At 44.3% G+C, this 25,275-nt stretch carries 19 protein-coding genes and 1 pseudogene; 3 read left to right on the forward strand and 17 right to left on the reverse strand.

All coding sequences use genetic code 11. The features are described from left to right. Positions 1-13: 13 nt before the first annotated feature. The 7 genes and pseudogenes from GC096_RS12510 to GC096_RS12540 form a co-directional block, all read right to left on the reverse strand. Positions 14-646: a ThuA domain-containing protein gene (locus GC096_RS12510; protein WP_171630561.1), complete on the reverse strand. Its 633-nt coding sequence runs from the start codon at positions 644-646 to the stop codon at positions 14-16. After that, a pseudogene (locus GC096_RS12515) lies at positions 643-1,050 on the reverse strand (Gfo/Idh/MocA family oxidoreductase); the annotation flags it as partial. The gene GC096_RS12510 and the pseudogene GC096_RS12515, both read right to left, overlap by 4 nt. A 758-nt stretch (positions 1,051-1,808) precedes the next feature. Continuing rightward, on the reverse strand, positions 1,809-2,579 hold the full coding sequence (locus GC096_RS12520; protein WP_171630562.1) for a sugar phosphate isomerase/epimerase family protein: 771 nt from the start codon (positions 2,577-2,579) through the stop codon (positions 1,809-1,811). 40 nt (positions 2,580-2,619) lie between these two features. After that, positions 2,620-8,814 (reverse strand): right-handed parallel beta-helix repeat-containing protein, encoded by a 6,195-nt coding sequence (locus GC096_RS12525; RefSeq protein WP_171630563.1) that lies wholly within the window; start codon positions 8,812-8,814, stop codon positions 2,620-2,622. Positions 8,815-8,912: 98 nt separating this feature from the next. After that, a complete protein-coding gene (locus tag GC096_RS12530; RefSeq protein WP_171630564.1) occupies positions 8,913-10,559 on the reverse strand; it encodes a type 2 periplasmic-binding domain-containing protein in 1,647 nt (548 codons plus the stop codon). A gap of 129 nt (positions 10,560-10,688) precedes the next feature. Next, positions 10,689-11,582, reverse strand: a complete 894-nt coding sequence (locus GC096_RS12535; protein WP_171630565.1) for a carbohydrate ABC transporter permease — start codon at positions 11,580-11,582, stop codon at positions 10,689-10,691. A 51-nt stretch (positions 11,583-11,633) separates the two neighbouring features. After that, positions 11,634-12,533, reverse strand: coding sequence for an ABC transporter permease (locus GC096_RS12540; RefSeq protein WP_171630566.1), 900 nt, complete (start codon positions 12,531-12,533; stop codon positions 11,634-11,636). 191 nt (positions 12,534-12,724) lie between these two features. On the opposite strand from GC096_RS12540, the gene GC096_RS12545 reads away from it, so the two are divergent. Continuing rightward, positions 12,725-14,527 (forward strand): sensor histidine kinase, encoded by a 1,803-nt coding sequence (locus GC096_RS12545; protein ID WP_171630567.1) that lies wholly within the window; start codon positions 12,725-12,727, stop codon positions 14,525-14,527. A 34-nt stretch (positions 14,528-14,561) separates the two neighbouring features. Further along, positions 14,562-16,250: a response regulator transcription factor gene (locus GC096_RS12550; protein ID WP_171630568.1), complete on the forward strand. Its 1,689-nt coding sequence runs from the start codon at positions 14,562-14,564 to the stop codon at positions 16,248-16,250. Between the two features lie 149 nt (positions 16,251-16,399). Here the strand turns inward: GC096_RS12550 and gucD are convergent, their stop codons facing one another. From gucD to kdgD, 3 genes are read right to left on the reverse strand one after another with little or no spacing between them, the layout of a single operon-like run. Further along, complete coding sequence (gene gucD, locus GC096_RS12555) at positions 16,400-17,857, reverse strand: alpha-ketoglutaric semialdehyde dehydrogenase GucD (RefSeq protein WP_171630569.1); 1,458 nt, start codon at positions 17,855-17,857, stop codon at positions 16,400-16,402. A 1-nt stretch (position 17,858) separates the two neighbouring features. Continuing rightward, a complete protein-coding gene (locus tag GC096_RS12560) occupies positions 17,859-18,860 on the reverse strand; it encodes a sugar phosphate isomerase/epimerase family protein (protein WP_171630570.1) in 1,002 nt (333 codons plus the stop codon). 12 nt (positions 18,861-18,872) lie between these two features. Continuing rightward, positions 18,873-19,799 (reverse strand): 5-dehydro-4-deoxyglucarate dehydratase, encoded by a 927-nt coding sequence (kdgD, locus tag GC096_RS12565; protein WP_312886256.1) that lies wholly within the window; start codon positions 19,797-19,799, stop codon positions 18,873-18,875. A 148-nt stretch (positions 19,800-19,947) separates the two neighbouring features. On the opposite strand from kdgD, the gene GC096_RS12570 reads away from it, so the two are divergent. Continuing rightward, positions 19,948-20,937, forward strand: coding sequence for an AraC family transcriptional regulator (locus GC096_RS12570; protein WP_171630571.1), 990 nt, complete (start codon positions 19,948-19,950; stop codon positions 20,935-20,937). A 240-nt stretch (positions 20,938-21,177) separates the two neighbouring features. Here the strand turns inward: GC096_RS12570 and GC096_RS12575 are convergent, their stop codons facing one another. The 7 genes from GC096_RS12575 to GC096_RS12605 all read right to left on the reverse strand — a co-directional run bounded on the left by GC096_RS12575 (position 21,178) and on the right by GC096_RS12605 (position 25,249). Next, positions 21,178-21,726 (reverse strand): GNAT family N-acetyltransferase, encoded by a 549-nt coding sequence (locus GC096_RS12575; protein WP_171630572.1) that lies wholly within the window; start codon positions 21,724-21,726, stop codon positions 21,178-21,180. Positions 21,727-21,751: 25 nt separating this feature from the next. Further along, the gene (locus tag GC096_RS12580; protein WP_171630573.1) at positions 21,752-22,210 is read right to left on the reverse strand and encodes an SRPBCC family protein; all 459 of its coding nucleotides are present in this window, start codon (positions 22,208-22,210) and stop codon (positions 21,752-21,754) included. Between the two features lie 130 nt (positions 22,211-22,340). After that, positions 22,341-22,691: a zinc ribbon domain-containing protein gene (locus tag GC096_RS12585; protein ID WP_171630574.1), complete on the reverse strand. Its 351-nt coding sequence runs from the start codon at positions 22,689-22,691 to the stop codon at positions 22,341-22,343. Between the two features lie 85 nt (positions 22,692-22,776). Continuing rightward, complete coding sequence (locus tag GC096_RS12590) at positions 22,777-23,370, reverse strand: YdeI/OmpD-associated family protein (RefSeq protein ID WP_171630575.1); 594 nt, start codon at positions 23,368-23,370, stop codon at positions 22,777-22,779. A 152-nt stretch (positions 23,371-23,522) separates the two neighbouring features. After that, positions 23,523-23,789: a hypothetical protein gene (locus GC096_RS12595; protein ID WP_171630576.1), complete on the reverse strand. Its 267-nt coding sequence runs from the start codon at positions 23,787-23,789 to the stop codon at positions 23,523-23,525. 184 nt (positions 23,790-23,973) lie between these two features. Beyond that, positions 23,974-24,564, reverse strand: a complete 591-nt coding sequence (locus GC096_RS12600; RefSeq protein WP_171630577.1) for an ankyrin repeat domain-containing protein — start codon at positions 24,562-24,564, stop codon at positions 23,974-23,976. Positions 24,565-24,604: 40 nt separating this feature from the next. Beyond that, on the reverse strand, positions 24,605-25,249 hold the full coding sequence (locus GC096_RS12605; RefSeq protein WP_171630578.1) for a formylglycine-generating enzyme family protein: 645 nt from the start codon (positions 25,247-25,249) through the stop codon (positions 24,605-24,607). Positions 25,250-25,275 lie beyond the last annotated feature (26 nt).

The following is a 25,275-nucleotide window of genomic DNA, read 5'->3' on the forward strand; positions in this document are numbered from 1 at the left end:
TTCCCCCTTACGATTAGCGCGTTGCCCATAGCAACCCACGTCGCATTAATTCCAATGTTTCCGGCATACGCACAATGTTAGCTTGATGACCCAGTGAGTTATAGTACACTTTGCCTGCGCCGTATGTTTTCGTCCACACAACGGGCATCTCAACGTCATCGAAGTCTGTCACGGCATGCACTTTAATCGCAGGGTCGACATGCATATAATATTTTTCCGAAACAACGACGAAATCTCCGATGCCCGCAGTCAAGGGCTGCTCGCTATCTTTAATACGAACCGTGTACGTAACGCCACCATTGCCAGGATGAGCCACCCATTGGCCACCAACCATATATTGATACTCCACTTCGTTACGGAAAGAATCCGCCATACCGCCGTGGCAACCTGCTATGCCTGAACCGCCTACTTTAACTGCGTGAATGAGAGGCGCCAGCTGCTCTTTTTCAATATTCCCCATAGTCCACACAGGAACGATGAGATCAACACTCTTTAAGCGCTCCTCATCACGGAAGCTGTCCAACGTATTAGAAACTTCCACAACATAATTCTCTTCCCGCAGCAAACCTGCAAAAATCCCCGCAACCTCCTCGGGTTGATGACCGTCCCAGCCACCCCATACAATCAAAGCTTGTTTCTGACTCATCGCAAACCGCTCCTCCCCATATCATAGACTTCGCTAATTTCCACCCAACGACGCTGCGCGATCGATTGATCCACCGCTTCCAGCACCTCTTGACATTTCATACCTTCCACAAAATTCGGAACCAGCTGACAATCCTCTGATAGAGCTGTCATCAACTCCACAACTTAATGGACAAACGTATGCTCATACCCAATCGTATGACCTGCCGGCAACCAAGCATCCATGTACGCATCTGAGGAATCTGTGGCCAGAACGCGTCTAAAACCCTGAACATCCTCATCATCACTTGTAAAATACACCTGCAACTTATTCAATCGCTCGAAATCGAATTTCATACTCCCCTTAATACCGTTAATTTAAAAAGAATTCGAACACTGGTGACCTAGTGCTAAACGCGTAGCCTCCCTTAATTCAGTTAATAGTAATCGCTTTCACTAGCAGCCTACCTCTATTATAAATCTTGCTTCGACCCTGATCATTTAAAAAATATGTACTAAAACATCAAATTTTAAATAAGCCTTCTCCTGATCCATCCACTGCTTCTTGAATTTGAAAGCAAGTTTGTGGAATACAAATTCCAGTGGGTCTGTCCCAAAAGACAAACACGAGAAAAGGAACCGAGGATACGGCGTAGAATTGTAGCTGGTTTGAGGTTAGTTTGTGGCTTGCGAACGTAAGGTGACTGCCGATGTATGTTTAGATGTATAAACTAATATAAACTACAGCTAATTTGCTCGAATCTGACGTATTTTCACGATTAGATGGAAAAAACACATTTAATTTGTATGTCATTTGAAAAATCGAGCAAATGTAAGGAATATAACTACAGGAAATCCAGTTAATCTTTCAATTGCATGAAATCCGCTTATAATAGATGGAGAAAATCCAGTTAGATTGCGAAAGGCAGGTTTATTAGCTCAGCGGTTATTGAGAAAAACTTCTATCGAAGTCCTTCGAGGATGTGCGACCGCGTTTTAAAGGTAGTTTTTATCGCCAATTATCAAGATGTTTTCGGGAACCGAAAACTTATACTTTCTAATGTGGTAACAAAAAGAGGCTGTTTCGAAAAGTCTGAACGGACTTTTGAGACAGCCTCCTTATAGAACTCAAGCTAAGAACAATTACAGCTTATGAGATCAGATCATTTAATCCAGTGAATGTATTATATGTCTTCTCCAAGTCTATCCGCTATTCGGTGCAAGTTCGTTAAGCTAAGCTTCACGCAGTCCATTGGATTGCCTTGGCACACATCCTGCTCCACAACGTACCAGGTAACGCCATTCTGCTCTCCCCATATCAGAATAGGATCGAAATTGATCACTCCGGTGCCAATTTCCGCAAACGTCCGATTCTCATCGTCGCTCATATCTTTCAAATGCAACGTTGGCATCCGATGGCTGTATAAACGAATAAATGCAGCCGGATCTTGCCCGGCTTTCGCCACCCAATACACATCAACTTCAGCCAATACGGCATTCTCCGCAGAAGGCTCAAGTATATATGCCAATGCATTCCTTCCATTAACAATGGTTTCAAACTCGAAAGCATGGTTGTGGAAGCTGAGCGTAAAACCACCCGGTTGTATCTTCTTCGCAATATGATTTAATTGAGCGTGAAATTGCTGAAATCCTTCCTCGTTCCGTAGCTCATGGGGTACTGTAGGACATATTAAAGTTGACGTATTCAATCGTCTTGCTTCCGTGAGCACGCTCTCTAGTTCACTGTTTAAACGCTCGAACGAAACATGCATACCTGCCGTTTGTAAGCCTGTTTCTTGCAGCACTTCGGCAATCTCTTCTGCCGAATAACTGTGCAGTCCAGCAAATTCAACTCCTGCCCAGCCCATTCCCTTCAGTTCTCTTAGTACGCCTGGGAAATCTTGTTGGCATTCGTTACGCAGGGTATACAGCTGTACAGCAAATTTCTCTTTCATGGTATAGGCCGCCTTCACTATGATTTAATAGGGTTATTCCTTATTCCGTGGGAGGTATCGAATCAGCTGCTCGTAATTTAACAATGCCATTCGCCTCCTGCAGCACAATTCCGAAGTACCCGGATTCCAAGATCGGATTCGTCGTATCTACAAAATCAAATACCGTTACACCATCGATCTTAAATAAAACACGAACTGTTCCGCCGGATTCATTTACGGCCCCCAGTTCTACGTTGTACCATTGACCAGAGGTTAGAATGACATCATTATTAGGCACAACAGCTAGATTTCCATAGCTGATCCCACCATTACGCTTTTGCAGCTCCAACTGGTCGCCCTTAATGACAATAAAATAAGAATCCGTGTTTGCGACTTTGGTTGCTATGACATCTTTGCTGGATTGTCTTATTACAAAACCATTCCATTGCACCAAATCCTCCAAATAGAAATCAAATGTCAGGATTTCGCGAAGATCGACCTTTTCATTATAAACAATCTCAGTAACACTGCCTGTAACCCCCATGGATAATTCATATACGTTTTGAGTAACAGCTATACGGGGCGGTACGGCATCACCGGTTTCACTCCATTTAACGAGATCGATATCGAAAGTCCGGAAGGCAATATTCCTCTGTGAAACTGCTTCCTGTATCGCCTGCCATAGTATTTCGGTTGCCGTGTTCACCTCCTCTTGCAGCTTGGACTCCGCTTCTGCCAAAATCAGCTCTGCATCAGCAATTGCGGACTCAAGCGCAGACTTGGCACCAAATACGTATTGTCCAGGGTCAATTCCTTCCTCTATTGTTCCCGCTAAAGCCACTGCTCGGGTAATTGCGAGTTCCAAATTGGTCGTGTCGGCTTTGTTTGCTGCCAGATACTCCTCAAACGTCATTGTCGTAAATGAATTTGCTTGGCTGTGGCTGACCGGTGTACCTATTCGAGAATTTGCATACGTAGCAGCTGTAACCGTCCAATAATAGGTTTGGTCATATTGGAAATAAGCATCGTTTGCCAAGCGATGGAAAGCCTTTTCTGTATCAATAACTTTCACGTTTTGCGTCAATTCTTCGTCCGTAGCCACCGTAACAATGTAATGATCTGCTCCAGCCGCTGGGGTCCATTGTAGTAAGACATCACCTGAATACACTTCCCCATGACTGCCATTAATAGGACCGTACTGGTTGAAGTCTCCTATCCCCCTCTTGGTTCCGATAATTCCTATTTGCTCGAATGGAATCGGGTTATACTCGAACTCTAGCTCCATGCCACTCTTCAGGGAAAAGTTTCCATTAGCAGAGTCGACAAAAGGATCTATATCCGTTACCAAATTAGGTTCTACCGTATGATTTGTTCCGTTGGCTATTATATTTTTGTGATCATAGGATATATTCCCGATAAATGCGTTGCCATTGGCTTTTACAAGCTCACGTTCCTTGGCCGTTATTACATAAGCACTGCCCAGAGTTGCCCGTTCGGCAAGTACCTCCTGCATCTTATCGTAATAGTCACACAGCGCAGGCTGTCTATTTCTCAAGGCAGCTTTTGCTGTGCTTGACATACTTTGATACAGGTTATAACTAGATTGCAAAAGTGGAGCTCGGAGTAGACGCTGTGGCAGTGTAAAGGTGTCAAAATTAGAGCTTCCCCATATGGAGGCAATTGAATTTGGCCTGCCATGCATGACGATGTTATTCGTCACAACATTGTCTCCACCAGAATTTGTGAAAAATCCAGTGGGAATGTTATTCATTACATTTCCGTATACATAATTCTCAGATGAGCTTTCGTCAAAATAAATGCCATGCGGATTGTAGCTCTCCGATGAAATACCGATGTCATGAATATAGTTGTAGCGATAATGATTGCCTTTGGACACTGGAAAGCCTATGGCGTAAATTGCCGCGCTATCATAAGTTTCTACGGGTCCGCCGACAATCTCGTTATACTCGACGATTGACTCGTTGACATTGGTGGTATAAATGCTGACACCGTAAGTGCCTTGAATCAAATTGTGCGAGACTACATTGCCTACGCCATTTAAGTGAACATATCCGAACTCGGGATTAAGTCGGCCGGTATTGTAAATATAGCTGTTTTGCAGAAAGTTATGATCCGGCGTGAAATCAAAATAATCGGAATCCGTAGTAAAACTCGCGGGATTATTCCCAGTATCGTGAATGGTGGATTGGATTAGTCCACTTTCTTTGCCGGCTATAACGACACCGGTTTGTGCAACATACTGCACGGTGCTATTCTGGACAACCGTCTTGTAATTGTTGTTATCCATTACAATCCCATTTTTGCCGCCGTATTCAATGATTAAGCCATTTAATACGACATTTCGTGTCCCTTTTAATTGCACAATATCATGAGGTTTGGACACAAATGTCACTTTTGCAAATGTTAAATCATGAATCGGATACATATACAAAAGTCCATTCACCGTATCAAGAAAGAACTCGCCAGGTACATCCAGTTCCTCAAGCACATTATAATAATAGTAGGTCTGATCGGGGCCGCTTAATGCACCGAGAGTAGTCCCTCCAGCCAGCTTAATGCTGGATGAACTTTGCTTAATGTCGGAAATACGCAGATTTCGTGTATCCCATTCCGCAAACAATGATCCATTCAGCCAAATGTTGTCATTATCCAGCCATTTAAAGGGTCTATTATTCTGCTCAACAAATTCAATGCCTGTAGAACTCGCATTCGTACCTTGAGCAAAACTGCTGTAACTAGCTGTTATTGGCCCAATATCGAGCACCTTTCCAAGTGGAAGCTTGGTAACATTGGGATAACGAGCCAACCTCATCGCCTCGCCATCCATAAATACCTGGTAAGTCGGACCGCCAGGCCGGCCAGAAACGATAGAGCCGTAGTCAGTAATGCCAAGTGCTCGCAAATCAGCCACTACAATATGATCCAATGCTGTGGAAGGCAATCTTTCTCTTAACGACTCATCTGTTACAGGGGAGAATTCGTCGCCACTTATTTCGACACCACTTGCGATATGCACTTCATCATTCATATACGCGCTTAGGATCACAGGCGATTCGTCGGTTCCAGAATGTTTCTCGCCCAATACAATGGGTTCTTCCGAGATATAAGTACCTTCACGCAGATAGATCACAATCCCTTTAACGTTCAAACTGGCCCGAATCAAGGGAATGTAGCTCAATGCCTTTTGAATCGTACGCAATGGCGCTAATTTCCTGCCGCTATTGGTGTCGCTTCCATTCGGTGCAACATAAATCTCTACTTCGCCTTGAACTGCTGCTGGTACAATGACGTTGGCAGCTTCTGCAGCGTCACCAAGCTCCTCTAACCGCTGTTCATACCGATCGAATACAGATTCGCCATCCAGATCAGCATCATAGCTTGCCGGCAACCCCAAATCGACGTCCAGCGGTGTGCCATCCGTTCCTCTCTGCCCGATCGAGAAGCCATCATCGGACAATTTCCAGTAGACATCGGTTGAACCATCGCCTGGTTCATAACCTAATGAATACTGGAATGGAATCTGCAAGGCAAACAGATTGGCTGTACCGTATGGGGCGGTGATAAGCGGTACATCCATCACATACTGATCTTGCGTCTTCAACACCGAAAGTCCTATCGCCGGCAATGCACCGGGATTAAACTCCAGCTTCAGGCGGCTATCATCCGTCAGCTTTAGACCGTCCAAGCTGCTCCAAAAAGCCGCATTCGCACTACCCAACTTCAAGTAAGAGTGGCTCAGTTTCAGCACATCTGCATTTCCCAGCGTACTCCCTGGACTTGCTAATGCTTCTTCAGTCCCGAACCCGTCCAGCACCACTGTTCTTTCTCCGACGACATTCGCTCCCGTCGCTGAACCATAAATGGATCCTGCTGTTGCATTTTGATAGACAGCGACCGTCACATTTCCAAACAAGGTTGGCGTATAGGACATGTTGCTGCCGCTTGGTGGCCGGACATATGGATTGGCACCATATACAGCAGCTGTCACCGTTCCACCTTTGATGTTGATATCAACACCTTCATAAACGGTCCCCTCTTTATGGGCCCCATAGATATTGCCTACCGTTCCCCCGTTCATGTCAATCTTCACGCTTTTCTGATGAGGATTATCTGTATTCCCCCACCCCGTTCCGAAAATATTGCTCACCGTCCCGCCGTCCATCGTAATGTGGCTGCTGTAATTCTTCGCCCGCAGGATCGCGCCTTGATAGTAGGAACCGCCTCCGTATACATTGTCGTATTTCCCACTTTCAATCCTGATCGATGTATGGTTGATCGGAGTTGCGAGTCCGACATCCGCATTCGTCCCACCGTATATATCCTTTACAACCCAATTCCCCGACGCATTGGAGTTGATGCCTTTTCCAAAGTGAATCGCATGGTATCCTCCAAACAATGTCGCCAGCGCTGAGGAGACGACGAGCTTCTCCAGCTTCGTGTCGCCAAATAGATGCAGTACTTTGTTGTTGAACGCCAAACTCCCGGTGGATGTGTAATCCTCCTCATCGTATTGGCTTGTAAGCACGACTAGCCCCTGATGAGCGGGTAAAGCATAGGCATCTGCCCTGTTCGCCGGTTTCGCCAGCCCTGTGTCACTTGAAATCGATACAGGTCCGGCAATGACGATCACCGCCTTTTCACCCACTTTCAAAGAACTAGCAAATGCTCCGTACGCCTCCGACAAATATTGATAGGCATTATTCCGTGACGTGCCGTCTTCAGCCCCTGATCCCACGCCATCGACATACACCACGTAATCTGCTGGCGATTCGGAAGGGTCGGAGCTTTGAGACAATTGCCAACGGGCATCGGTTGACGCATCGCCTGGTTCATAACCTAATGAATACTGGAAAGGAGTCTGTAGAGCAAACAGATTGGCTGTACCGTATGGGGCGGTGATAAGCGGTACATCCAGCACATACCGTGCTTGCGTCTTCAACACCGAAAGTCCTAGCGCCGGCAATGCACCGGGATTAAACTCCAACTTCAGGCGGCTATCATCCGTCATCTTCAAACCTTCCAAGCTGCTCCAAAAAGTTGCGTTCGCACTACCCAACTTCAAGTAAGTGTGGTTCAGCTTCAGCACATCTGCATTTCCCAGCGTACTCCCTGGACTTGCTAATGCTTCTTCAGTCCCGAACCCGTCCAGCACCACTGTTCTTTCTCCGACCACATTCGCTCCCGTTGCTGAACCATAAATGGATCCTGCTGTTGCATTTTGATAGACAGCGACCGTCACATTTCCAAACAAGGTTGGCGTATAGGACATGTTGCTACCGCTTGCAGGCCGGACATATTGATTGGCACCATATACAGCAGCTGTCACCGTTCCACCTTTGATGTTGATTTCAATACCTTCATAAACCGTTCCCTCTTTATGGGCCCCATAGATATAGCCTACCGTTCCCCCGTTCATGTCAATCTTCACGCTTTTCTGGTGAGGATTATCTGTATTCCCCAACCCCGTTCCGAAAATGTTGCTTACCGTCCCGCCGTCCATAGTAATGTGGCTGCTGTAATTCTTCGACCGCAGGATCACACCTTGATAGTAGGAACCGCCTCCGTATACATTGTCATATTTCCCACTTTCAATCCTTATCGATGTATGGTTAATTGGGGTTGCGAGTCCGACATCCACATTCGTCCCACCGTAAATATCCTTTACAACCCAATTCCCCGACGCACTCGAGCTGATGCCTTTTCCAAAGTGAATCGCATGGTAGCCTCCAAACAATGTCGCCAGCGCTGAGGAGACGACGAGATTCTCCAACTTCGTGTCGCCAAATAGATGGAGTACCTTGTTGTTGAACGCCAATGTCCCGGTGGATGTGTAATTCTCCTCATCGTATTTGCTTGTAAGCACGACTAGCCCCTGATGAGCCGGTAAAGCGTAGGCATCTGCCCTGTTCGCCGGTTTCGCCAGCCCTGTGTCATTTGAAATTGATACGGGTCCGGCAATGACGATAACAGCCTTTTCACCCGCTTCCAACGAACTAGCAAATACTCCGTACGCCTCCGACAAGTATTGAAATGCATGATTCCGTGTCGTGCCGTCTTCAGCCCCTGATCCCACGCCATCGACATACACCACGTAATCTGCTGGCGATTCGGAAGGGTCTGGATCATCGGCATATAGGGCGACTGGAAAAAGTTGAAGCACTAGTATCCATGTCAGCAAAATGCTAACTATCCGTTTGTTTACACGTATTCTCATTCTAGTTTGCTGATCTTTCATCAATATTCCCTCCCCAATATAAAAATGGAGGAAGTGAAGATACTTATTCTCCACTCCCTCGGCTGTTAACAAAAGTTATTTCGCTCCATTATAATAAGTTATTTGTTCCAACGGTCGAAGGCCGCTTGGTATACGTCGACCAGATCTTTTGAACCGATTTTCTGCAAGGTAGCAATATACTCATCCCATTTGGAGATCGGTGTCTCGCCATAAATGAATTTGGCTTCTAGCTGTTCAGCGTATGTTTTGAGATCAGTTTGAATTTTATTGACTTTTTCCGTCTCCGCTGCTGTCAGAAAGACATTTGGATAAATTAGTTTTCCGTAAGGAATCTGGTTGTTCACGATATTCTGTGTTAAGAATATCGAATCTGGTGCTTCCTTATTATTGGCTGAGAACTGATCTGTATAAGTCAAGCTCATATTGGTCACGAACTTCGAACGATAGGTATAGCTGTCAATATCTGCCGGAGCCTTAAATTGCCATGTGTTGTCGCTATTCTTTACAACGCCTGCATCTTGGCGCAGCACACCCACCTCAGGACCAAAGCGAATGGACTGACCGCCTTCTGGCGTATAGGCGTAATCAAATATACGCATGGTAGCTTCAGGATTTTTATTTTTGGACGTAATGGCCATTGAACTAAGTCCACCTAGCGTTACAATGCGTTGGACAGGCCACATTTTCGTATTATTTTGAGGACTGGTTAGTGGCGGAAAGCTCGGATAGTCGGTATATTTCTCTGCACCTACGGAAAGAACTGGTGATGCATCAAAGAAGAAACCCACTAGTCCTTGCTGCGCTTTTCCCCGGTATGCTTGAATATTCTGTGTATAGTATTCCGGATCGATTAAGCCTTCTTTGAACAGCTTATTCATAAAGATCAAATATTCTTTATATTCTGGCTGCTGTGGCGCATAAATAACCTTGTTGCCCGTTTTATCTAAGGTAATGCCATTCCATGACCCTTCTACCAATCCAAGAGCACTTAGAACAATCATGCTCAGCGGGTTTGATGTACTGCCCGAGGCTGGAATTTCATCCGCTTTGCCATTGCCATTCGGATCCTTCTCTTTAAACGCTTTCAGAACTGTATAAAATTCATCCAGTGTGGTAGGCATTTTCAAACCCAGCTTATCCAGCCATTGCTTGTTAATCCAATACCGTCCTATTGAAGCTTCTCGTTTCACCGGATTAACACCGGGAAGCGCATATATGTTACCTTTAGGATCCGTGATCGACTTTCTGATATCGGGATTTGCGTCCAAAAACTTTTTAATATTCGGTGCATACTTGTCGATTAGTTCATTCAAGCTAATCAGTTGTCCCTGCTGCCCATAATTCAAAACATCAGTAGATGTAAATGCATTGTTTGTCATAAAGAAATCAGGCAATTCACCTGCAGCAAAGGCAAGATTCTTCTTTTCATTCCATGAAGCGTCGTCCACTTCCGTTGCAACGATTTTTCCTCCCAGCTTTTCTTCCAGATGTTTAGAAATCCAGAGGTCCTGCCAAGCACCCTGATTTGCCGCTTTTTTCACCATAATCGAGAGCTGTATGTTTTCATTGGATATCGGAAACCCAGTTGCATTAACTTTAGTTTTGGGAAGCTCTGATGCTTGTTTCCCTGTATCCGTAGGCTTAGCGGTATTCTGACTCTCGTTTTCACTATTACTGCTGCATGCTGTTACAATCAAACTCATTGCTAATGCAACTGCCATTGACGTTACAAACACCTTTTTCATTTTCGTCCACGCTCCATTTGATTTATTAAATACCTGTCAAACTTCCCCCAGTTTTTATTCCATACTTTTAGTTTTTTTACATAGACGATCAACTCCCTTCATTCTCCACCAGCTCAACACAGTTTGCAACTACCCTTTGATTGCGCCAACTAAGAATCCCTTCATGAAATACTTCTGCAGGAATGGATAGACAATCAGCAGCGGAAGCGATGAGACAATCACCAGACCGTATTTCATAATCTCCGCCATGTACATCTGTTTCATCTGACTTTCCATTTGATCAGTGGTCATATTAAGCATGTCGTTAACTTGATTAAGCACCAGAATTTCTCGCAGGATGAGCTGAAGCGGGTAAAGATCCCTATCTGACAAATAGATTAAAGCATCAAAAAATGAATTCCAATGAGACACACCATAGAATAAAGCCATCACTGCAATAATTGGCTTCGATAAAGGCAGCACGATACGCAGAAACAAACGTGTATTCGAACAGCCGTCCATATGAGCGGATTCCTGAAGTTCAATAGGAATGCTTGTCTGAAAAAAGGTGCGTGTGATGATAATGTTCCACGTAAATGCCGCACTCGGCAACAGAAGCGCCCAGTACGTGTTTACTAGGCCAAGCTTCTTAACGACTAGAAATGTTGGAATGAGCCCACCATGGAAAAACATCGTAAACACCAATAACAGTGTAAAAAAGTTCCTGCCCACCAAATCTTTTCTAGACAATGAGTAAGCACAAGTTAGCGTAATGAACAGATTGATAACGGTACCGACAACCGTATAAAAAATCGTATTTCGGTATCCAACCCATAGAGGGTTAAATCCAAAGATTCGTTGATAGCCCTCGAAGGTCAGTCCTTTTGGCCATAGCCAAACTTCCCCGAGACTAACCCTGATTGGATCGCTGACTGACGCTGACATAATGAAAATGATTGGATATAACACGCATGCCGTTATTAGCAGCAACAATATGTTATTGACTTTGTTGAACAATTTATCTTTTCTCGTTTCGTAGAACACGTTCCCACTCCTCGCATCATCTATTTTAGAAGTTTAATTCAAGGGGCCACTTTACCAAAGGCTGCTTTGTTTCAAGCTTTTGGCTATTCTATTAACCATAACTAGGAGAATGAAATTGATTATGGAATTAAATAATCCAACTGCTGAAGCGAAGCTATACTGGGATTGTTGAATCCCTCTTCGATAGACATAAGTAGTAATAATGTCGGATGACTCCATATTGAGCGGATTCTGCATCAAATATATCTTTTCGAATCCGACGGACATTAAATTACCAACACTAAGGATAAGCAGAATGACAATCGTCGGGAAAATCCCCGGGATATTAATGTACCAAATTCGTTGCATACGAGAAGCGCCATCTATAACAGCGGCTTCATTGATTTGCGGATCAATTGTCGCTAACGCTGCCATATAGATAATGGAGCTCCATCCAGCAGTTTGCCAAACCCCGGAGAATACATAAATCGTTTTGAACCACTCCGGAGAAGTAAGGAATGGGATCGGACTGCCTCCAAAAAAATAAATTACCTTATTGATTAAACCGGTCTGCGGTGAAAGAAAAAAAGTTAACATGGATACAAGCACGATCGTAGAGATGAAATGAGGTGCATATGTGATGGTTTGCACCGCCTTTTTAAAACGTGCACTTCTCAACTCGTTCATCATAAGTGCCAAGATGATAGGTACTGGAAAACCAATGACCAACGAATACACGGTTATTTCGATCGTATTTCTGAATAACTGCCAAAATAAATAAGAATTAACGAATTCACTAAAATGTTTAAGTCCTACCCATGAACTTCCCCAAATCCCTTGGGTAGTTACATAGTTCTTAAAGGCAATTTGCACACCGTACATCGGCCAATAATGAAATATCGCAAAATACAATAAAGCGGGTAATAGCAAGATATATAATTCATAATTTTTTGTTAACGCTTTCCACTTCATCTCGTCGTCTCCTCTTCTGTTATAAAACGCTTTCAATAAATTGATTATATCGTGGGTTCCAATTGGGAAAATGCTAAATTTCTGCAATAAAACATCAAAAATTTTTACACCATATTAGATCCATCCATTCGTTGACGATCACTCTTATATTCATTAGAATACAAGTAATCCCCTAAGGCGGTGCTGCACTCATGAGTAAGCAGACTAGAACTAATTTAACCGAGTTCCTCAAGTTCATCAAAAGCCTGCTCCATTATTCCTCCAGCATTCAAGCAAAAATATTCATTACCTTCAGCATTATCGTCCTGCTCTCGATTGCTGCTATTTCTGTCACCACTTACCTTAATTTCTCTCGTACCATCGAGAAAAATGCGATTATCTATGTATCTGATTCGGTCAAGCATGCGAATGATAATTTCGAATTAATTCTTGAAGACATCCAGAAAATTAGTACGGTGATCGTGACGAACAAACCTAATGTCATAGATGCGATTACGAGCTCTAACGATCCTGTTTCATTGGAAGGCTTCCGCGAGAAGCAGGAGACAGAGAATTTCCTGTTATCCTTAATCGCTTATAAGGCATCCATCTCGCGTATTGCCATCATTGGTTTGAATGGGAAAATATTCAACACTGGCGGTTCGCTAATCTTCAATTCTATTCTAGACCAGCCTTGGTTTGAAAGCGCCTCCTCCTCCAAAGACAAGCAAATTCTGATTGATGCGCCAGCAGTCGGCAGCGTATCCTTCACTCGAATCATTCGCCAGAATAATCGCCCGGTGGGTGTAGTGATCATTGATTTTGACAAAATCACGATTGAGCAGATGTTTGCGATCAATCCCGTTGAAGGCAGCTTATTATATGTGGCCGATCCATTAGGTAATTTCATATTTCAACCGGAGCACGCTCAAATGCAAACCACACTGCAGAACAGTCCACTGTCGCCCTTCTATACATCAGTAGAGCCCTTAACCTCTCTTTCTAGTTCGGTTTTTGATCTTAACAACCATAGATATTTAGCGGTTCGTTATCATTCCAACATAACCGGTTGGCTGACGCTTGGCTTAATCCCCTACAATGCCCTGCTAAAGGATGCCTCAAGAGTTCGCAGCCAAATCGGGCAGATCGTAGCACTCGTAATCTTTGCAGTGTTGCTTGTTTCTATTGCGCTCTCTCGCCAGATAACGAAAAATATAAAGCATCTCAGCTTTACAATGAAGAAAGTACGGGAAGGGAATCTTCATGCACGCCCTCATGTAGTCTCTAAGGATGAGATCGGCGGCTTGAGCGAAGGCTTTAACCTGATGATGAATAACATTACGACGCTGATGAAAGAAATAAAAATCCAGGAGCAAGGAAAACGAGAAGCGGAGCTGTATGCTTTGCAAGCTCAGATTCGACCACATTTCATCTATAACACTTTAGGTACAATTAAAAATTTGGCACGCATGCAGAATGTGAAAAATGTCGAAGAATTGCTCGGTTCCTTTATCGAATTACTACGGATGACATTGGGCCACACCAAGGAAATTATTACAATTCGTGAAGAATTGGATTATTTAAAAAGCTATATTCATATTCAGAAATACAAGTATCTGGATCGTATTACGGTCATACTGCTGGCGGAGGATGATATTCTGGAATGTCAGACCCTGAAGCTCGTGCTGCAGCCGATCCTTGAAAATGCGATGATTCACGCCCTTGGCCAGTCTGACAAGAATTTGTTCATTACCGTCCGCATCTACAGCGAGCTCAATCGAGTAAAGTTCGAGGTGACAGACAATGGCATCGGCATGACACCTGAACAAATCGACCGGGTTTTGGAGTCTTCCGAGCATGATGAAAGCTTCAACGGTATTGGGATGAAAAACGTTAATGAACGCATCCGCAGAACCTTTGGCAATGAATACGGAATCGCTATCTTCAGTGAGGTGGGCATGTATACAACGGTGGAATTTACGATACCTGAAATGAGAATAAGCAGTAAGACATAGATCGTAATAACTATAAAAAAAAGGGGTGTTGCTCTTGTATACTCGGGTCATGATTGTCGATGACGAGCTGCTGGCTAGAAACCAACTGTGTGCCATGATCGATTGGGAAGCATATGGGTATGTGCTTTGCGGGGAGGCCGAAGATGGACTGAAAGCCCTCAAATTGATTAAGGAATTACAACCGCATATTGTGTTAATTGACATCAATATGCCGTTAATGGACGGTGTTGCGTTATGCCAATATGTTAGCGAGCATAACAAAGACGTGAGTACAATCATTTTAAGTAATTTCGACAATTTCGACTATGTCCGCGACACACTGAACAGTGGGGCTGTCGACTATTTATTAAAGCATCGATTGGATCCAGAAAGCTTACTGGATGTACTGGAACGCGCTATGAATAAGCTCGGGAAAAGCCCAGATACAGAAAATATGCTTGACTCTGCAGGGAAGTTGGAAAAAGGGAAAGCGTCTACCGCTGATTTGGAGTCAGTAATCCAGCAGCTAGCGCAAACTGAGGGTTCTGCTTTACTAGATGAAACCGCTGTTGCGATTCTAAAGCCCTATGCGAAGAATACAGTTGTCCTCGTCATGCAAATGCTGCATAACGTTGTGCTGGCCGAGAAGCATATAGGGGAGGATCGCAGTATGTTCATCCGTTCCATTATAGAACTTTGCCGACAACTAATCGGCGATGTACATAAAGGCTGTGTTGCTTACACAGGGCATGGCTCGCTCCTCTTTATTTTATCTTATCCAGAATACCGGAGCGAAACGCCAATCCTGCAATCGATTCAAACCTTCGCTGACAAGATAAGTCAAACCCTGCAGATGATCTATACAGTTTCTGTTGCCTTCGGACATAGTCCAGTCTGCCATCAGATCGACAAGCTGCCCAGCTATTATCGGCACGCATGTGATGCGATGGATCGCAAGCTCACACATTCACAGATTGAACCAGCTGTTCGAGCTGCTGGTACGGGAGGCGGTGGAAAAGGCTTAGCAGTTGCTTCTCCTGCAGGCTACACGTCAAATCAAGCTAATTCTATAGGCTCCACGCCAATGATGGCACTTACCATCCGTCAAGAGAAAGAGCTGCTTGCTTCCATTCTCATTTGCAACACCTCCCAAATCGATGCCATAATTGATGAAGTGTTTATTGCTTTTTTGGCTCGATCCAGCGGGTTTCCTCAGCTCACCTTTCTTATCGAAGAAATGATCAATCTGGCTCACCGCGTGGGCAAAAAAATGGGTGCTGACGTGCACTGGATTTCCGTGACTACAGACAGTAGCCTGCCTAAAAGTAGCCATGTTCCTGAAATCCAGATTTGGATCAAAGCCCTTTACCATCGACTCGTCGAAGACATCAAACGGCTGCAGACCCAAGGGAAATATTCCAAAAACGTAGAAGAAGCCATGAAGCTGATTCATGAGCATTATTTACAGGGCATAACTCTGGAGGAAGCAGCAGTCACAATCGGGATTACTCCCACCTATCTAAGCCGCATATTCAAAGAGGAAACCGGCAGGAGCTTCACCGAATCCATCAATCATTTCAAAATAGAGCTCAGCAAGCAATATATTGAGAATGGCAACCAGAAGTTCAAAGAAATGTATCATCGTATCGGCTTCAACAATTATAGTTACTTTTTCAAAGTGTTCAAAGACATCGTGGGAGAAACTCCGCACTCCTATGCGAAGAAGTATTTGAAAAATAAGTAAGTCCTGCGCTTTCATTCGTATAATCAATTCAGTTTAGATTCTCATTTATTTTACATATTTACCCATACGTTTGCGGGTTAACACAACGAGGTATACTGCCAAGTTGATCTACAATTGCAAAGCCAGTTGCGTTAGCAACTGGCTCTCACTCAAGACTTTATAAACACAGTTTTGATATCTGTGTAGAATTCAATAGCTGCCTGCCCTTGCTCCCGGGAGCCAGAGCTCGACATTTTCATGCCGCCGAATGGGGCTTGCAGCTCTACACCCGCACTTTCGGCGTTGATTCGCACAAGGCCTGCATCCATATCGTGCATGAAGGTTAGCATTTTCGAGAAGTCCCGCGTGAATATCGACGCGCTAAGTCCGAATTTCACATCATTCGCAATATGAATAGCTTCCTCGAAGGAATCCACCTTAATTAAGGCAAGAACAGGTCCGAAAATCTCTTCCTGCGCGATGGTCATCGAACTTGTAATATGTTCAAATACCGTAGGCGCAATGTAATAGCCTGCATCTAGCGCCTCATCTTGCACTTTACCCCCGCCGCAAAGCAAGGTCCCACCCTCTTCAATCCCTTTGGAAATATAGGATAGTACCGTATGATATTGCTTCTCACTCGCACAAGGCCCCATCCAAGTAGATGCCTCCATGCCATCCCCAACCCGGATTTCCTTAATACGCTGAAGCAGCTTCATTTTAAACACATCATACACATCACTTTGTACGATCACACGGCTAGTTGCTGTGCATTTCTGCCCCGTTGATCGTAAGCCACCACTCACCGTTGCCTCAACCGCGAGGTCCAGATCTGCATCATTGACCACGATAATCGGGTTTTTACCACCCATTTCCAGCTGATACTTCGCACCCTTCGCGAGTGCGCTTTGTCCAACCATTTTCCCAATACGATCCGATCCTGTAAAGGTAATTCCGTGGATGTCCGGATGATCAGCGATCGCTTGACCAATTACATCACCTTGACCAGTTACCATATTAACTACACCTGCAGGAATACCCGCTTCTTCGAAGCATTCCATGACAAGAGCTGCCGTAATGGCGGTTTCCTGAGCAGGCTTGAACACAATGGTATTACCGAAGATTAATGCGGGAGCGATTTTCCAAATCGGAATAGCTACGGGGAAATTCCACGGTGTAATCACACCCACAACGCCTAAGGGCACGCGAGTCGTAAACATTAAAGCCGCACTATCCGTTGATGGAATCACATCACCTGTCTTCCGCATGCCTTCGCCAGCATAATAACGCAGAATCGCGATACCCCTTGCTGTTTCGCCTTTGGCCTCAGGGAACGTTTTCCCCATTTCACGCGTCATCATTTCAGCAATTTCGTCCAATCGCCGCTCAAGCTTATCTGCAACTTTGTACAAATAATCGCCACGTGCTGAACCGGAACATTTACGCCAAGCCAACTTCGCTGCTGTCGCTGCCACGACAGCTTCATTCACATCTGCATTGGACGATTTCTGCACATAGCCCACGATCTCATGTCGATTCGCTGGATTAATACTTCCCTCGACCTCACCACTGGAAGACGCAACCCATTCTCCATTGATATGGTTCAAATATGTTTTCATTTCACCCATATTAATCTCTCCCGCCTCTAAACTCCGTTAATGCCGCTAAAAGCGCTTTTACATAGCCAATCGCATAAGCCCAGCCAACCCAATTCATCTTGGTTTCTGTACTTCGATACGGTGAACGATCCATTTCGAGCGAGGTGATATGATCTGGATTAATACAGCCGTTATAGCCGACTTTATGGAGTTCGAGCAATATTTTCGCCATATTCATATGTCCATCATCCAACATTGCCTCTTCGAACGCACCAGCTGTTGCCAGACTCCCCCGCACATTGCGGAAATGAACAAGAAAGATCTTATCTTTGCGTCCATACTGATAAATTTCATCAAGAACTAGCGGCGTTCCGCCTGCTTCTCCCCGTGTACCTACACAATAGACAAGGCCAACGTTCCTGCTAGGGAAGCTATCGATGACGCGATTCAAACCAAGTCCACCAAATGGTGTGTTATGATATGGCGTGTCGGATGGATGTACAGCTAATTTCATCTCATAGTCTTCTGCAAGTGGAACCAGTTTCCCGAAAACTAAATCAAATCGCTTCCACCAAGCATTCAATTGCTCCACCGTAGGAGGTTGTTTGTCCAGATTGCGTTTCAAAGACTCTCCACGTACTAGCGCTCCACCTCGGTGTACAGCTGTATATTCCTCTGCCATATAAGGAAATACATCCCCTGCAAAACGCTGACGAACGAGCGTAATCCCAGCTTCGCCGAAGGTTTTGATCGCGTTACTGACGTTCTCTAATTGGATCTCCGAGCCAGGCTCCTCCAACATGAAACTACTCGACATATCTGGCAGCGTCACCCGATTAATTTCCATCCCATGTGAACGAACTCTGCGTTTTAGCTGTAAAAGTTGATCAAGATCCGGAAATCCCTGCTCACGAACGCCTGGGAAAGAACCTCCCTGCGTAAAATCAATACAATCAACTCCGAGTTGACACATTTGTCTCAAATCGCTATCCGATAATTCACAGGTGGGAACTTGAATGGATACTTTCATCATGATATTTTCCTCCTAACCGTTATTGGCGATCGCGACCAGGTCTAAACTTCGTTTAATAATAGATTCCAATCGTACATAATGCTCACGTTCCACTTGAACTAGCGGAGTTCGAACTTCGAGACCCACAGGCAATCCAACAATGTTCATGCCCGCTTTAATCAGTGAAACGGCATAGCCTTTGCGCAATTGACGAATCCGGTGGATCGGTAAAATGACTTCTTGATAGATGGAACTGACAGTTGCCTGATCTCCAGCAAGTAAACTAGTATAGAAGGTTCTCGAAACCTGCGGAATGTAATTGGAAATCGCGGATGAGTAGGATAGATAGCCTAGTGCCGAGTAGGCTGGCATCGTTAATTCAGCAAGCGGCATCCCATTCATCCATTGTAACCTTGAACCGAGCGATTGTACGAATTCAATGTTTAGCTCAAAATTGCCTAATCCATCCTTGAAACCAATGACATTAGGTAAGTTAGCCAGTTTTTCCAATGTGCCCAAGGTAAAAATCGCGTTATCACGCTGATAGATAATGACAGGTAAACTTGTGCTCTGTGCCAGCGTCCGATAGTAGTTAAACAAGCCCTCTTGCTCGGGAATGATCAAATAAGGCGGGAGCAACAATAATCCGTCTGCACCGTGTTTCTCTGCAAGTTGCACACGTTCTACCGCTTCTCGAATATTGCCTCCAGCCCCTGCGAATACAGGTACTTTGCCTGCAACCGTCGCAACGCCAACAGTGACTACTCGCTCATACTCTTTGATATCCAAGGATTGATATTCGCCAGAACCCGCGCATACAAAGACGGAATCCAAGCCATTTTCCACCAAAAAATGAATATTAGCTTGTAAAGCTTTCTCATCTATTTGCTCCTGAAGATCAAATGGTGTTACCGGAAAGCCCATGATGCCTGCGAGTGAAATGTTCACATGATTGCCCACTACTAACAGCTCCTTTTCAACTTCTTACGTGCCTATGAAAGTAAGTATAGAAAATGAAGACGTTTTCGTCTTTGTAAAAACATGCCGCTTTTTTTCAAAAAATCCATGATATAATGAACTTCAGTCTACTTGAAAGGAGCCCTCATGCGTGTTGAATCCATCCATTTACTCGCGTAGTAACTTGTATCTCAACCAAAATCTGGTTCAGCTGCAAGGTGCCTCCGCCTCCATATTCGTTCATTACTGGGGTGCGAAACCGCAGCATAAGGGCAATCGTCCGCATACACATTCTTTTTTTGAAATCTGCTACGTTGTCGAAGGAGAAGGCCACTACTTTCACGATGGCATTACCTACCCGCTTCGGCCAGGGACTCTATATTGCTCGAAGCCCGAAAGTCGCCATTCCATCCAAAGCGAGGAAGGCATGCTGTTATTATTTTTTGCATTAGAGCCAGTCGCATCTGAATCGAGTGAGGCTTTCATGCAGGATTTTAGCCAGTTATGCGCTTATCCGCATCTTTTCATACCGAATGCTGAGGGAACAGCTCCCATGCTCATCTGGCAGGCACTTCTCATCCAAGCTTCAGAGACGGGTGATCGCTACAAAGAAACGATTGAACAACTAGCGTATACGCTGGTCATCAGTTGTATCTCCTTGTTTCTGCAGCATTGCCGCTCAGGTGATGCGGGTTCGTCTACTTTTGATATGGAGCTGCAAGGCACACTCAAGAAGGTCAAGGCCTATATTCAGGACCATCTTTCTCATAAAATGGCGCTTAGTGACGTGGCGCAAAGCCTCCACTTGTCTGAACGACAGCTCTCCCGTCTGATCTCGGATGAATTGGGCCAAACCTTCCCGTCTATCGTGAAAACGGAAAGAATCAAAAGAGCCGCCTATCTACTCGGCTACACAGACATCCCATTGAAACAAATTGCCGAGGATACCGGCTTTGAAAGCATCCACTATTTCACACAGGTATTTACCAGAGAAATGGGAACACCACCTAGTCATTTCCGCAAAAACTGTCTAAACTCCGAAACTGTCGACGCTTGGATTCATACCTATCTGGCGCAGGTTGCAACGCGTTATCAGAAGAATAGGTCGTCCAACTCGCCGTCCACCCTCGTCGAAATTTAAATAACTGGAAAAACTCCAGCTATTTTATAGTAAATCGCCGACTTCTGGTGAATAACTGGAAAAACTCCAGCTATTTTCAACCATTTTCTCGCTTTCTGAGGAATTGGTTAAATTTAACTGGAGTTTTTACATCTAATTGGTAAATTTCGCTTTTTCCAGCAAAATTAGCTGTACTTTTTACATCTAATCCAATCTTCACACATATATCTGAACTTATACCTGCTAAATACTCGTCCTATTCTACACTTCCATCGCCGTATTTCGAAGGACCATATGAATATGGTCCTCCCAGACGCCATGAATTTTCAAATATTTGATCGCCAAGCCTTCCTCATAAAAGCCTAGCTTCTGAGCAACCTTCATGGATGCCTGATTGCGCGGCATCATATTCGCTTCAATCCGATGCAGCTGCATCTCTTCAAATGCATGAGCAATAACAGCTTCGATGCCCTCTGTCATCAGCCCCCGATTGAGCAGGTCGCCATCCATCCGATAGCCCAAATGGCACGATTGGAACGCACCACGCACGATATTACTCAGTGCAATCGATCCAATGATGCGATCTTCGTATAGCATCCATACTTTGAAAAGTTGCCCATCCTCGAACAGCTTCATCTCTTTCTCCAACAAGTCTGCGTGAAACTCCGCAATGAAAAACGACTCGTCCCGCACCATTTCCCAGGGTTCGAGAAATTCACGATTGCGCAAAAAGTAATCAACAACCAACTTGTAGGATGATGCGTCTAGTTGAACGAGTGACAGACGATTCGTCTTACGAATGACTTTCATATACGTGCTCCTTACCAAGCGAGGATTAGGAAATATGTGCGTAGGGAGCCTTGTCCGAAACAAGATTCAAGCGAATGCCATGTTCCAGATACGCTTTCAATCCGCATAAAACAATCGTAAATCCTTCGGTTGAATTCAGCGCTTGTTGCACTTTTTCATCCGGACTGCCTTTGAAACCTGAGTCAGTGATGGTCACGAAAGTTTCGTTATCTGCTTGAGCCGTAAAGGTCCACTCGACCAATGTGCCCCAATCCAGCAAAATCCGCTTGTTCACCTCGATTTCTTTGACTTCGACATCTGCGGTTGCCCCATACATAGCCCAATGCCATTGCACCTGTGATCCAGCCTCTAATCTGCCAGTACCCTGGGTAAACCAGAATTTCGACGTAATTTCAGGATCGATAAAAGCTTCAAACACCTCTTGAACTGGTTTTCGAATCAGCATTTCAACTTTAACAATCGGATCTTGAAGAAGCTCCGCCATCGTCTATGCCTCCATTACTTTCCTGTTTTTCACTATCATAGCATAGGATGATGACCAACCAAAAATAAAAGCAGTTCTCACAGAAGCATTCTCTGTGAAAACTGCCCTATTCCCTTGCCCACCCATCAACTTAGACAAAATGATGGCCACATGACGAACAAAACTTGGTGTCTGCCGCAACAACTTTACCACATGTGCATTCTTTTTCATTCCGAACCTCGGCAATCTTCTGCTCAAGCTCACTAATTTCTTGATTGATTTGAGCAATACCTATGCAATACTCTGAAACATTGGCTTCCACCTGTGTGTAGTCCCCGGAGAGATAGGATGTATAAACCGATTCACCGATAATTTTGTAAATTTTATCAATTTCTCTTTCTTTCAATGAAACCTGCGTCTTGAATTTCGTTATTTCCACGGTTTGTTGTGCTTTTTTCGCCGCTTCCGATGCCCCTTGCTTAACTTTATCAAAAAAAGACATTTGCCTTCCACTCCCCAGCCTTTAAGTTATTCGGTTCATAACGAATCATATGCGAATATGTCGGAAAGTAATACCGTGTGACAGGCTAATCTTGTAATCCCTTGCCTTCGAGAATGTGCTGCTCATACTTATCAATTCTTGAAACCCGGGTTTTCGATTGTTTTGGTTCCGAAAAATGAAGTAAGTAGGCTCTTTGCCGTCCAGGTGTCAACGCTTCGAAAGCTGTTTTCAACGCAGGCATTTCTTCAAATTTACTATGTAATTCTTCAGGTACTTTATACTCGGTACTTTTCTTGAAAGTAACTTCTACACCGGCTTTTTCAACTTCAATCGCCTCATAGATATAAGCTTTCAGCATCGATTCTATTGCAGCAATTTCACGAACATTCGTGAATCGCATCTGGCGCCCTGCCTGGACATTCTCCGTTTGTTGGATGAGAACACCATTGGCATCCTGTAACAACGAGCCTTTGAAAAACAGAACCGCACAATAGTCTTTAAATCCATGTACCAATACGATGTTTTTACTCTGAAACGTGTAACAAGGACAACCCCACTTCACTTCTTCGTTCAGTTGACACGCCTGAATAATTTTTCTTAATTCCCCGAATTCATCCTTCCACCTTTTGGCTTTTCCATAAAATTCATCAACCGAAATACTCATTCTACTACTTACCATGAAACTGCACCTTTCTTGTTCATCGTGTAATGCTAAGTTCAATTGTACTACTTTTTTGATAATTTTACAGACTGTCCAATGTATGCGTCGGAGAGATAGTCGATTATTCCGACTATCTCCTCGTTCTCCGCTCATTCCTGCGCTCTACCTGCTTAGTTCAAATCTTGTGCCTTATGCGGTTTACTATAATGGCTTACCCCACCCGAGCCGACAAGTACTTGTCCACCCCGATTAAAAATAATCAGTTTTCTTAAACCCGTGGTTAATAACACGAGAATCTTTGCGTTATTCTTAGTAGCTGTGTACACAACATAACCACTCCTCGTCACGCTTGCCTTCCAATTGTTATCGAATTCCGATCTTGCAACACGATTTGAATACACCTGATTTTCTAATCTGGCAGCTTGTGTTTTTTTCATCCTATTATCTCTCCTTCACTTTTCTAGTATCCCTACTATTCTATTCAGTTTTGAAAATTTGGTATGGATACCCGTAAACAAACAGAAAAAACCGCTCAAGTTTACTTAACCTTGAACGGTTCTGTTCCCCTATACTTTTCCTCTCACGGAATTCGGAAGGGGTTCGGTTCGTGATTCATTATTATTACGCTCCTGCATTTATCAATATTTGTTCAATTTCTGTAAAGCCATTTCGCTTCGCATGTTGAAGCGGCGTAACGCCATCCCGATCCGCAATATTTACGTTCGCACCATGGTCGAGGAGCAGTCTGGTAATTTGCTGATGATTAGGTCCGCCATTGCTCAATATTGTTACTTCAAGTAATGCAGTCCAACCTAAATTGTTAATGTGGTTGACATCCACATCTGTCGTTGAAAGTAACATATTTACATTTTCAACATGTCCTTTTTCTGCTGCTGGTATGAGGGCATTCCCGCCGTAACGATTCGTCAGTTTCGTGTCGGCCCCAGCCTCGATAAGTAGCTTCAATATTTGAAGACGTCCTTCGGCACCTGCGTAAAGAAATGGATTATCCTGCAGCGCATCTTTCAAATTGATATCTGCCCCCGCTTCGATCAATATCTCTACTATTTTAGGATTGTTGGCATGCGTTGCTGCCATGATAGCCGTCCTACCTCTGTTGTCTTGCTCATTTAAGTTGACCCCTTGTTCCAGAAGTCGTTGTAATTCTGCCATATCATTCCGCTCAACCGCAGCAATCAACGCTTGACTCATGATACTCACAACCTTTCCAATTCGAATTTGTATGATTTAGTTAGAAAGATTTTGCAACACGAAATCCAAGATCATCTATGCAAAATGTTGGATGGCTTCGACGACGACAGGTTGCCCCGCAACCCCGTTCCTCTTCAGCCCAGCTGCCGCCACGAAAAATGCGATAGGAGCCGTATACTTTTTCATCATACACATCCCAACACCATTCCCAAACATTTCCCAGCATATCGTACAAACCCCATGGATTCGGTTCCCTTGTTCCTACTTCATGGACTTTGCCCTCTGAATTAATTTCAAACCAGGCGATCTTATCAAGCTCACCATACGTGTAACCTGTCGTCCCTGCTTTACAGGCATATTGCCATTCAGCTTCAGTAGGAAGTCTATACCCATTTGATTCCCAATCGCAAATCACTTGTTCACCATCGGAACTGACCGAGTAACATACCTTCAGTCCTTCTTTCTGCGAAAGTAAGTTACAGAAGGATATAGCCTCATGCCAAGAAATATTAACAACCGGCTTAAGCTCATCGTCACTCGTATGGCGGATTTGCTCATTAATCGTATCGTATTGGCCTACAGTTACAGGATAGCGAGCAAGAAGAAACGGTCGTATTTCAGCTGTCCATTTGATTTTTCTACGATCGTCTCTTAACTCGACTTCTCCCGCTGGTATTTCAACCATGTCCAATTTCAACACCTCACTATCGT

Source organism: Paenibacillus plantarum (assembly GCF_013141695.1).
Lineage (GTDB): Bacteria > Bacillota > Bacilli > Paenibacillales > NBRC-103111 > Paenibacillus_E > Paenibacillus_E plantarum.